At 31.8% G+C, this 11,513-nt stretch carries 12 protein-coding genes; 2 read left to right on the top strand and 10 right to left on the bottom strand.

Annotation, left to right across the window (positions count from 1 at the left end; all coding sequences use genetic code 11):
• Window positions 1-47 precede the first annotated feature (47 nt).
• Window positions 48-608: a pyridoxal 5'-phosphate synthase glutaminase subunit PdxT gene (gene pdxT, locus MJ_RS08835; protein WP_010871185.1), complete on the top strand. Its 561-nt coding sequence runs from the start codon at window positions 48-50 to the stop codon at window positions 606-608.
• Between the two features lie 18 nt (window positions 609-626).
• On the opposite strand, the gene sepS is transcribed toward pdxT, so the two are convergent.
• From sepS to topA, 10 genes are all read right to left on the bottom strand, one after another.
• Window positions 627-2,246 (bottom strand): O-phosphoserine--tRNA ligase, encoded by a 1,620-nt coding sequence (gene sepS, locus MJ_RS08830; RefSeq protein ID WP_064496988.1) that lies wholly within the window; start codon window positions 2,244-2,246, stop codon window positions 627-629.
• A gap of 13 nt (window positions 2,247-2,259) precedes the next feature.
• Window positions 2,260-3,333, bottom strand: a complete 1,074-nt coding sequence (locus MJ_RS08825) for an ATP-binding protein (protein ID WP_064496893.1) — start codon at window positions 3,331-3,333, stop codon at window positions 2,260-2,262.
• Between the two features lie 13 nt (window positions 3,334-3,346).
• Window positions 3,347-3,706 (bottom strand): DUF5402 family protein, encoded by a 360-nt coding sequence (locus MJ_RS08820; protein ID WP_010871182.1) that lies wholly within the window; start codon window positions 3,704-3,706, stop codon window positions 3,347-3,349.
• A complete protein-coding gene (locus MJ_RS08815) occupies window positions 3,703-4,701 on the bottom strand; it encodes a peptidase U32 family protein (RefSeq protein WP_010871181.1) in 999 nt (332 codons plus the stop codon). Before MJ_RS08815 ends, MJ_RS08820 begins: the two co-directional genes overlap by 4 nt.
• 56 nt (window positions 4,702-4,757) lie before the next feature.
• Window positions 4,758-5,471 (bottom strand): fumarylacetoacetate hydrolase family protein, encoded by a 714-nt coding sequence (locus MJ_RS08810; RefSeq protein ID WP_010871180.1) that lies wholly within the window; start codon window positions 5,469-5,471, stop codon window positions 4,758-4,760.
• Between the two features lie 140 nt (window positions 5,472-5,611).
• Window positions 5,612-5,773: a hypothetical protein gene (locus tag MJ_RS09540; RefSeq protein ID WP_162484773.1), complete on the bottom strand. Its 162-nt coding sequence runs from the start codon at window positions 5,771-5,773 to the stop codon at window positions 5,612-5,614.
• Window positions 5,774-5,867: 94 nt separating this feature from the next.
• Window positions 5,868-6,419 (bottom strand): hypoxanthine/guanine phosphoribosyltransferase, encoded by a 552-nt coding sequence (hpt, locus tag MJ_RS08805; protein ID WP_010871179.1) that lies wholly within the window; start codon window positions 6,417-6,419, stop codon window positions 5,868-5,870.
• Between the two features lie 17 nt (window positions 6,420-6,436).
• Window positions 6,437-7,036, bottom strand: a complete 600-nt coding sequence (locus tag MJ_RS08800) for a PCI domain-containing protein (protein ID WP_064496892.1) — start codon at window positions 7,034-7,036, stop codon at window positions 6,437-6,439.
• A gap of 142 nt (window positions 7,037-7,178) precedes the next feature.
• Window positions 7,179-8,336, bottom strand: a complete 1,158-nt coding sequence (locus tag MJ_RS08795) for a class I SAM-dependent rRNA methyltransferase (RefSeq protein WP_010871177.1) — start codon at window positions 8,334-8,336, stop codon at window positions 7,179-7,181.
• 15 nt (window positions 8,337-8,351) lie between these two features.
• The gene (gene topA / locus MJ_RS08790; protein WP_064496891.1) at window positions 8,352-10,625 is read right to left on the bottom strand and encodes a DNA topoisomerase I; all 2,274 of its coding nucleotides are present in this window, start codon (window positions 10,623-10,625) and stop codon (window positions 8,352-8,354) included.
• A gap of 100 nt (window positions 10,626-10,725) precedes the next feature.
• On the opposite strand from topA, the gene MJ_RS08785 reads away from it, so the two are divergent.
• Window positions 10,726-11,505: an SAM hydrolase/SAM-dependent halogenase family protein gene (locus tag MJ_RS08785; protein WP_064496890.1), complete on the top strand. Its 780-nt coding sequence runs from the start codon at window positions 10,726-10,728 to the stop codon at window positions 11,503-11,505.
• Window positions 11,506-11,513 lie beyond the last annotated feature (8 nt).

Below are 11,513 nucleotides of genomic sequence, written 5' to 3'. Positions count from 1 at the left end.
AATAATTTTAAACAATATCTATCGGCTAAATTTCAAAGAGGGATAATATGATTATTGGTGTCTTAGCAATTCAGGGAGATGTTGAAGAGCATGAGGAAGCTATTAAAAAAGCTGGTTATGAGGCAAAGAAAGTTAAAAGAGTAGAGGATTTAGAAGGAATTGATGCCTTAATAATTCCAGGAGGGGAGAGCACAGCTATAGGCAAATTAATGAAAAAGTATGGATTATTAGAAAAAATAAAAAATTCTAATTTGCCAATATTGGGAACTTGTGCTGGAATGGTTTTGTTATCAAAAGGGACTGGAATTAATCAAATTCTACTGGAATTGATGGACATTACAGTTAAAAGAAACGCCTATGGAAGGCAGGTAGATAGCTTTGAAAAAGAAATTGAATTTAAAGATTTAGGAAAGGTTTATGGAGTATTTATAAGAGCCCCAGTGGTTGATAAGATTTTAAGTGATGATGTTGAGGTTATAGCAAGAGATGGAGATAAAATTGTTGGTGTTAAGCAAGGAAAATATATGGCTCTATCATTCCATCCAGAGCTATCTGAAGATGGATATAAGGTTTATAAGTATTTTGTTGAAAACTGTGTTAAAAAATAAAAGATTAAAAGATTATTTCTATTTTATCTCAACCTTTGCATTTAAGAAAACTGGTCCCCTAACATCTATAACCTTATTCTCCCCCATTATCTGTTTTAAAGCCAATTCATCAATTTTTAGGTTTATGTCACTCAAACTTCTAACTATTGGGACTCTGAACTTAAATTCATCCACATTTGAAACTAAAGCCTCTTCAATCTTAGCTACTAATTTATAGATAATCCCATCTATGTATCTAATGTTTGTAGAAACTCCTTCTTCCTTAGCTTTCTTTAAAATTGGGATATACTGTTCTTTAACCCCTTCAAACGTTGGCGGAATGCCATATATATTTCCATCATAGACATAAACCTCATTTAACACAGAAGGACCTAAAAGCTTTTTATTTGGTTCATTCTCAAATATTTCTACTTTAATTACTCTTCTCTCCCCATTGAAATTGAATTCCCTTTTAACTTCAACTGAACATGGGCTTTCCTTATCTTTATTTGCTATGCATATATCAATAAGCTCATTTGCAAAGTTGTAGAATTCATCCAATATAGGAACTTTATCAACTCTTATCATCCCAGCTATATCTCTATCACTCAACCTGTATTCATAAAATTGAGGATAAACCATTGCCCTAACATCCTCATAGCCGTAAATAATCATTGCCAACCTCTCAACTCCTAAGCCAAGGTTCATAACTGGCACATCTATGTTATATTTAGCTAATGCAATTGGTGAATAAACTCCAAAGGTTGCTACTTCAATCCACTCTCCCAACTTTGGATGATAGGCATAAACCTCTGTTTGAGTTTCTGGTGTATAATACTTACTCTTTTTCTCATCTGGCTTAAACTTAAATTTTGTAAATCCAAATTGAGCCAACAATCCTTCAGCAACTACCTTTCCATCATCTACACTAACATCTTCACCAACAACTACACAAGATGCAGAGTGATAACTCATTAAATGGCTTCTATCCTCTCTTTGCTCCCTTCTAAAACATCTATCTATAGAGAATAACTTTAAAGGCAGTTTTCTCTTCTTTATTAAACTGCTTAGAGTTATAAACCACCCAGATGTCATGTGGCTTCTTAAAGTTAGAGTTGTTGATTCTGGCTTCAAATCTTTAAATTCAGGAAATGCAGTTTCTAAAACCTTCAATCCCATTTCATTACTCACATTTAAAGCTTTGGCAATCTCAAAGACTAAATCATCCCCATCTATAGCTCCTTTTTTGTATAAATGTAAAACTTCTCTCAACCTCTCTTTTTTCTCCTCATCTATATCTATGCCCAAATTTTTTATAATCTCAACCTTCTCATTTCCTAAACCAACATCTGGCCTTGGTAATCCAGCCAAGTAAAAACATCTATCTAAAACTGCCATTGCTTCTGGTCCAAATTGCTTATAAATCTCCATCTCATCAACGATAACTGGATTAATCATCTCTTCAAATCCCATTCTTAGATAAGCTTGTCTTAATCTCTCTATCGTCTCCATCACTGGATGTGGCTTTCCATAGACAGGCTTTAATCTTGGATATTTATTGTCAATATGTTTATCCTTTATTAATGCCCTTGTCTCTCTCCATGCCGTCTCAAAATCCTTCTCTGCTAACTCTAAAACCTTTTTTATATCAAATCTCATTTTATCATCCCTTTTATGTTTTAATTTCATCTAATATCTCTCTAATTGCTAATAAATCTAATTTACTTTGAGGCTTTAAGATGCCTTCCTCAATATTCACAAATAGGATGTTTTTCTTAACAGTCCAAACAATCTCTTCACTTATCTTTTCATAAAATATCTCATCCCTATTTTTAAAGTTTTCAAATAGCTTAATAACTCTCTCAAATAGCTCTTTATTATCATCCTCCAAGGAATATAGCAAATCCTTTAACTGCCTCTTTCTAACTCTAAGAGATTTTTTGCAGAATTCTTTAACATCCTCTCCTAATAGTTTTTCTTGAATTGCCTCAACCAACTTTATTGGTTTGCCTCCAAAGTAGTGCCAAACAATATCTATCTCTTCATCATTAAAGTTATGCTTCTTTAAAAAAGCCTTTGTTGTTTTATAGTCAAAGTCATCAACTAAGTAGTATTTACACCTATCTTTTAATGTTCCTTCGTTATAAACCCTCTCTATAAATAAACTATCTGAACTTAGGCAGAGGACGTGGCATAGATGTTTCTCCTTAGTTAAATCTATAAAGAAGTTAAACAACTCATAAATTAAAAAGCCATTTATTTTTAAGTCCCCTATTTTTTGTAGTTCATCTATAATTAGAATTGGTTGTTTGCCTTTCTTCTTAATATCTTCAAAAATTTTAGTTAAATATTCAAAAACATTTTCAGAATTTTTTGTTGATAAAAATTCATTTAAGGTATTTTTAGGGACTGGAATTCCAGTTAATATCGTTGATTTAACATCAATATTCTTTGGTAAATCATTAATAAAACTTAAAAGATATTTTTTAAGCTTTTCAATAAATGTCTCCTCATAGGTATTAAACAAAACTTCAATAAAATCCTCATACTTAGAAATAAAATGCTCTCTAAGGTTTATGTAAAAAACAACATACTTATCCCTATCAAGCTTATTCTCTATAATATGCTTTATTAATGTAGTTTTACCACTGTTTATAGGGCCATAAATAAAATAAATCAAATTAGGCTCAAAAGATAGAACTTTAACTAAATAATTGATTTCTTTCTCTCTGTCAAAGAATTCCATACTATCAACCAACTTAAAACTTTAAGCTAATTAAATCTGGCCTTGGCTTCTTAAATCTATATTCCTCTCTGCAAATATTACAAAACTCTCTAACTCCAATATTGATGATGTCATCACTTCCAGGCAGAACTCTAACAAATATCCAATCAGCATTTATATCATAACTTTTAGCCAACTCCTCCAACTTATTTAAAATCTTCTCTTTAAATATCTCAACGTCATCAACAAAAAGCCCCCTAACAGTTATCATAATTCCAACACAACCACACCTTGAGGCAAAGATATCCATTTCTGAAATAAAAATCTCTCTACCCAATAGCTTTATAAAAAACTTTTCAATCTCTTCCCTATCCTTCAAAATCTTATCTTTCAATATTTCACCTTTAAAGCCTTCTCTGCCAATTCCTTACAAAAGTTGCATTTGCTACATAATTTATTGCATGATTTCCAATACTCAATAGCTCCATCTAATGCCCTATTGTCCAAATAATAGAAATGCTCCAACTCTCTTGGGCAGTCCAACAACTCCATCAAATTACCATCCCACCTTTCATTTAGATAAGCATTTATAACTCTCTTTATCCAGCCAATTGGATGGCTCCTTCCAGATATCTTAAATATATCAACTAAACCTTTATAATATTTCAAATCCTCTGGTCTTATGAAGGGGCTTTTTATTATTAGCTCTTTCTTTTTAATTCTTAGGTTTATGCATTTGTTGTAATAGTAATCATCCAACGCTGGGATATTCTGGGCGTTTGCATGTGAGAAGAAATTAAAATGCTGTATTCTCATGGGACATTTGTATAGACAAGCTTCATTAACTAAAATCTTTAGCTTACAGCTAACATTCTCCCTAATCTCTTGGATTATATCAAAGTGTCTATTTATTGAACTATCTAAGGTTATAGCATAAACTTCCTTCTCATCCCAAAACAGGGCTTTATCTAAGCTATCCACTAAGGCTATGCATGAGACATTAACCTCTAATCCATTATTTTTAGCTAAATCTACCAAATAAGGGTCTGATAGGGCAACACTATCAACACCAATGTTTTTTAGTTGGCTGAATATCCAGTTTATATAGCTAATGCCTTTTGGTGTTAAGTGCATTCCACCAATGCAAGATGCGTTTATAACAACCTCAAACCTAACGTTATGTTTTTTGGCATAATTAACTTGTTTAGCCAAGTCTTCAAAATTTGGTTTATAGAGGGTTGCTCTTCCAGTTCCTACAAACTCTGGAAAGCCTACATAGACTTCAAAACTCTCCTTTTTAAGCTTTTTATTTATCTTTCTAAGTTTGTTAATCTCATTTACAATGATTTTTAAAGATTCAAAGTCTCCGGGATGTGAGATAGAGAACAATTAAATCACCATAAAATTGTTTTAAAGTAAATTAATAAACAAATAGAATTTAATACCTATTCTTCATCTTTAACATAGTTTCTTAAAATCCCAATACCTTCAATCTCACACTCCACAACATCTCCAGCCTTTAACTCTCCAACACCTGGAGGAGTACCAGTGGAAATGATATCTCCAGGATAGAGTGTCATTATTGAAGCGACAAACTCAACCAATTCATAAACATCGAAAATCATATTTTTTGTGTTTGATTTCTGCTTTATTTCTCCATTAACCCTACACTCAATATTTAAGTTCATTGGGTCTATGTCTTTAACTATTCTCGGTCCTATTGGGCAGAATGTATCAAATGATTTAGCTCTTGTCCATTGTCCATCCTTCTGCTGTAAATCTCTCGCTGTTACATCATTTAAAATTGTATATCCCATTATATAGTCATTTGCCTCATCTTTTTTGATATTTTTGCATTTTTTTCCAATAACTATGGCTAATTCAACCTCATAATCAACTCTCTTAGATATTCTTGGTCTTATTATGTAATCTTCGTTATAGATAATTGCTGAAGTTGGCTTTAAGAATATTATTGGATACTCTGGAATTTCCATATTAAGCTCTTTTGCGTGGTCTATGTAGTTTAAACCTACACAGATGATTTTTGTTGGCTTAATCTCTTTTATATTCAAGCTATCACCAATCTTTTGCTTTATTGAATTTAAATTTAAATCAATTATTTTATATTTTTCTCCTAATTTCTCAAATGAAATAATCATCTCCCTAAATGCATCTAAAACTCCCCTACTGAATTCATCACCCTCATCTAAATAATCATCAACATAGTCCTCTAAAATTATAAAACAATCTCTTAAATAATAAGTTAATGATTCATTATCAACCTCTGTTTTTGGGAACTTTAAAATCTCTTTTTTAACAGCTCCATTAATTCCTCCTCAAAATCAATATTAAGAGATAGTTCTTCAATATCAAAACCAAAGCTTATAGCCTCATCTCTAAAAGTGTCTAAAATAATACACAAATAAAAGTCCATTGTTATATAGATTAGGATTTTTCTCACAGATTGATTTTACTTCAAAAGCTTTCTTTATCAGTTTTTCAAAAAATGATTTTAATAGAGATTTTAAGGACTTTTTCATATTCCCCATCCTTAATTATAAAATAACAACCTTTCCATCTACAACATCAATTTTAACCAAGGTTTTTATCTTATATCCGGTTTTTTCTTCAACTATCTTTTTCCCTTCTCCTCTTTCAATAACGCAAATAATGTCTTTTATCTCTGCTCCAGCCCTTTTTAAAGCATCTATTATTGCAATCATTGTTCCCCCAGTTGAGATGACATCATCTATAATAACAACTTTATCTCCCTTCTCTATTCCGTTTAGATAGAGTTGCCCTTTGCTATATCCAGTAGATTGAAAGACAGGAATCTCTCCTGGTAATTTATATTCTCTTTTCCTCATAATCACGTAAGGTATATCTGTGTATAAAGAGAGGGTAGTTACCAAAGGAATACCCATTGCTTCAGCTGTAACTAATTTGGTAGCTCCTTCAAAGTCTCCTATCTTTATTATTCTTGTTGCTACCTCTCTCAATAACTTTGGCTCAACAACTGGAACTCCGTCACTTATTGGATGAATAAAGTAATGATACTCCCCTCTTTTAACAATTGGGCATGATTTTAATGTTTCTTCTAATAACAATCTTCCACCTCCAAAGGTTATAATACCTTATAAACACCAGGTCTTGGTTCGAATATGTCTCCTGATTCTTTCAACTCAGATAAATATTTTTCTAAATCCTCTTCTGGGATGTTAATTTTTTCAGCAAGTTCTTCATAAGTAATTTCACCAACATTTTCAATAATAGCCAAAATCTTATCTTTTATGACATCAGAATTTAAAATTTCAGTATATACTTCCTCCTCTAAACTCATCTCCTCATTCTCCTCTTCATAAAGTTCAGCCCTCTCTAATAAATATTTCCTTGTCTTTTTAATTTCTAAATCTCTAAGTTTTATCCATCTTTCATCTCTCTTTCTAATAATCTCAGCCATGATATATTTCTCTCCATCATAAGTTCTTGGTCTGCCAATGACATCAACTATGTCTCCCTCTTCAATATACACTGGCTTTTCTTCAAAGTATCTGACATTAACTCCATCCACGTAAAAGGATATGATGTTTCCAACGTTTATATTCTCAACTTTTCCTAAAATTCTAACTCTCCTAACTTTTCTTCCCTCAATAATTAGGGCGTTATCAACAACCTCATTATTTAAAAACTCTTCTGGATAGATTTTATAAGCAACATATCTCATTTTTTCACCTGTTTTATATATAAGTGGGACATTAATTGGGGCTGAAAGCCCCAACTTGATGGGCGTCGGGTATCCCAATAAGGCGGAGCCCTATGGTAAGCTACATATCTCATTTTTTCACCTGAAACCTTTAGTTAGTAATTTAAATTTCTTCTACACTTAAAAATAAGCATTTTAGATACTCAGTCCCTTTAGAAGTTATTGGATGGTCTGGGCTTTGAGAACCATACTTTATAATCTTAGCCCATTTTTTTGCCTTTAAGCAAGCGTCTATAACCAAAGCTTTAAAAGCGTCTGGTTCTAAGGGTTGAGAGCAAGAGCATGTAACCAACAACCTATCAGCTAATTTAGCTCCAAATCTATTTAGCATGTGATATCCTTTTATAGCAGATTTTAAAGCTTTCTTTGATTGAGCAAAAGCTGGAGGGTCTAATATAACAACATCAAACTTCTCCCCATCCTCTATAAACTCCTCCATAACTTTAAAGGCATTCCCCTCAATAAATTCATATCTATCTTTTGGAATATTGTTTAACTCCATGTTTTCTTCTGCCAATTTTAATGCCTTTTTTGATAAATCCACTCCTACAACCTCAGCTCCTCTTATCGCTGCATGAACTGAAAATCCACCAGTGTAACAACATATATCCAAAACCCTATCTCCCTCTTTTATAAACTTCTCAAGCTCTAACCTATTTTCTCTCTGGTCTAAGAAAAAGCCAGTTTTCTGCCCATCAAATGTAACTTTAAATTTTGCCTCTCCCTCTTGAATGATAGTTTCTGTTTTCTCTCCAGCCAATATTCCTTCTACTTCTGGTAATCCAGCTCTCTTTCTATTCCTTCCAGAACTTTTTTCATATATGCTGTCAATGCCTAAATCTAAAAGAGTTTCAACAACAACATCCTTCATCTTCTCAATACCATAGTTAAATATCTGAACTGTAGCTATGTCATTGTATTTATCAATAACTAAGCCATTTAACCAATCTGACTGAGTATAAACCATTCTATAAGTATCTTTAAATCCTAATTTTAGTCTATATTCATTTGCTTTAATTATCTTCTCTCTTATGTAGTTTTCATCCAAATCTTCTTTTCTCAAAGTCATTATTCTTACTTCTTTTGGATTTTTAAAACCTCTCCCTAAAAATTTTCCTCTCTTTGAGTAGATATCAACAACTTCTCCAATCTCAATACTGTCAAAGTCCTCTTTATTTAAAATATTATCCCTTGGAATGATTAAATTTCCTTTTTCTATAGCAGAATATCCTCCAAAATCAACATATAGCTTTGTAGTCATAGCTAATTCACCATTTTATTTTTCTTCTTTTTCATTTAGTTTTAGTTTTTCAGTATATCTACACTTTGGATAGTTAGAGCAACCAACAAACTTTCCAAACTTACCTTCTCTAACAACTAAATCTCCTCCACATTTAGGGCATTTTCCTACAACTTCTTTTTTATTTATTGGTTCTGTATATTTACACTTTGGATAGTTTGAACAACCATAAAATGCTCCATAAACTCCTTTCTTTAAAATTAGCTTAGCTCCGCACTTTGGGCAAATCCTATCTTCTTCTTTAACCTCTACTTGTTTTAAAGGACATTCTGGATTTATGCATATCTCTCTATCTCCTATTTTTAAAATAGGTGATTTACATGCATCACAAACTTTGTTTGGAATTTTTATCCTACCTTTATCTGGTAAGGAGTATTTTACATCACATTCAGGATAGTTAGAGCAGCCAACAAACCTGCCCTTTTTATGTCTTATTAAAATTAAGTCTCCTCCACATTTAGGACATTTTCCAACAATTTTTGCTTTTTTATTTGTGGCATCTAAGTTTTTGATAAGGTAGATTCCAATATCTTCCTCTTTCTTTTTAAATTCTTCCAATATTTTTCTTAATCTTTTTTCAGCCTCATCTAAAACATCATCCTTTTTAATTTTTCTAAACTGTATTTTCTCCAACTTTTCCTCTAAATCCCTTGTCATCTTTTCATCGATAATTTCTGGGCAGAATCTTTTTAATGTCTCGATTACTGAAATTCCTAAGTCAGTTACTTTTAAAGAACCATCATCAATGACATAGCCCCTTTTTATTAATTTGTCTATGATCTCTGCCCTAGTGGCTTTTGTTCCCAGCCCTCTTTTCTCTAATTCCTTAATTATGCTTGCAACAGTGTATCTTTTTGGTGGTTGCGTTTCTTTTCTTGTTATTGTTATCTTTTCAACTTTAATTATGTCATTTTTCTTTAATGGGGGCAATTCAATCTCATCAAATTTTGGGAAGTAATAAATTTCATGCCATCCTTCTTTTACTGTCCTTGAACCAGATAACTTAAACTTCTCTCCTTTAATGTCAATTTTTACATTTAAATATTCCCTCTCTGCATTATCCCAAAAAGCAGCTAAAGTTCTTCTTGCAATTAAATCATAAATCTCCTTCTCTTTTTCTGAAAGTTCTTCCTTTGGAATATCTACAATGTGTATAGCTGGATGTGCAGGGTCTTCTTTCTTTCCTTCAACTGGTTTTAAATTCTCTTTTAAAATTCTCTCTGCCCATTTTCCATAAACTGGATGATTTTTTATTATATTTAGAATATCTTCCAAATACTTTCTATCTTTTGGAAGTTTTTGGCTGGATGTTCTCGGATAGCTAATTAGAGCATTCTCATAAAGCTTTTGGGCAATTTCTTGCGTTTCCTTTGGAGATATTTTAAAATAACTATATGCCTCTCTCTGTAGAGTTCCTAAGTCAAAAGGTGGAAGTGGCTTTAACTTTCTTTTTGTTTTCTTTATTTCAACAACTTTGGCAGATTTTTCATCTTTTATTTTTTCATAAACATTTTTTGCCTCTTTTTCATTCCAAAATTTCTCTTTCTCGTGTATTGCCTTTAAATTATCTTTTAATAGTGCCTCAATAACCCAATACGGCTTTGGGATAAATTTTTTAATTTCCAATTCTCTTTCAGTTAAAAAAGCTAATGCAGGACCTTGAACTCTTCCAACACTCATCGTTTTCCATCTATTCACTGCCCTTATGGCGTTCATCAAAGCTCTCGATAGGTTTATACCAAAATACCAATCTAAAATATGCCTGCTCTCTCCTGCATCAACTAAGCCGTAATCAATCTCATCCGGATTTTCAAATGCTCTAACTATCTCTTTTTTTGTTAATGATGAGAATCTCATTCTCTTTGCCTTTTCTCTTCCACAACAATATTTTAATGCGTGATAACCTATTAGCTCCCCTTCAATGTCCCAATCTGTTGCTATATAGAACTCATCTGCATCTTTTGATAGTTTTTTTAATGCCTTTATGTATTTATTTACATACTCTTTTCCCTTATCAACACTTGCAGGCACCCATTTTATATCAAATACTGGATAAAAGCCAAATTCTTTATTCTCTTTTTCAACTAAGGTAAATAGATGCCCAACAGCACTTGCTACTATAATTTTTTTCCCATCTCTTTCTAATTCATAGTATGGAACTCCATCAATGCTTTTTTTCTTAGCTTTTCCTAAAGCGTTTGCTATCTTTTTGGCAACACTTGGTTTTTCACAGATTATTAACGCTGTCATAATTTCAGCCACGCGTATCTAACTGAATATATTATAATTTATATATGATTTCTTTGTAATTAGTTGTAGTTGTGGTAAATAAATATTTTTGGGGATTTATATGAGGGATGATATTTTAGATATCATAACCTTAACAACTGACTTTGGAACTAATGAGGGATATGTTGGAGCTATGAAAGGTAGAATTCTAAATATTTTAAAAAAGTATAATAAAGATGCAAAAATAATTGACATCTCTCATGAAATAAAACCATTTAATATATATCACGGTGCTTATGTTTTATTAACAGCTATTCCATACTTTCCTCCTTCAGTTCATGTTGCAGTTATAGACCCAACGGTTGGGAGTGAGAGAAAATCCATCGTTATTGAAACAAAAAGTGGGTATTATTTAGTTGGGCCTGATAATGGATTATTTACCTACGTAGCTGAAAAATTGGGGATAAAAAGGATTATTAAAATTGATGAAGAAAGATACAAACCATCTTCAACATTTCATGGAAGAGATGTTTATGCTGTTGTAGGAGCTGAGATTTTAATCAATAATGGCTATGATGGGGAAGAATTGGATGAGATGGTTAAGATAGATGAAACAAAAAAGAGAGTTATACACATTGACAGATTTGGAAATATAATAACGAACATAAAAAAGGATGAAGTTACATTTAAATATTATGATACCATAATGATAAAGATAAGGCATAAGAATGGCATTGAAAAGATTATAAAATGTAAGTTTGTTAAGTCCTATTTTGAGGAAAAGAACAACTTTATATGCTTAATAAATAGTGAAGGATTTTTAGAAATCTCCAAGTTTATGGACAATGCCTCAAAGTTATTGAATGTTGATTATTTAGATGAGATTGAGATTATTTATTAAATGTATTT

The sequence above is a fragment of the Methanocaldococcus jannaschii DSM 2661 genome (assembly GCF_000091665.1).
Taxonomy (GTDB): Archaea; AGJL01; Methanococci; order Methanococcales; family Methanocaldococcaceae; genus Methanocaldococcus; species Methanocaldococcus jannaschii.
Note: the sequence above shows the minus strand (reverse complement) of the source record. Positions and strands in the feature narration are given on the sequence as shown.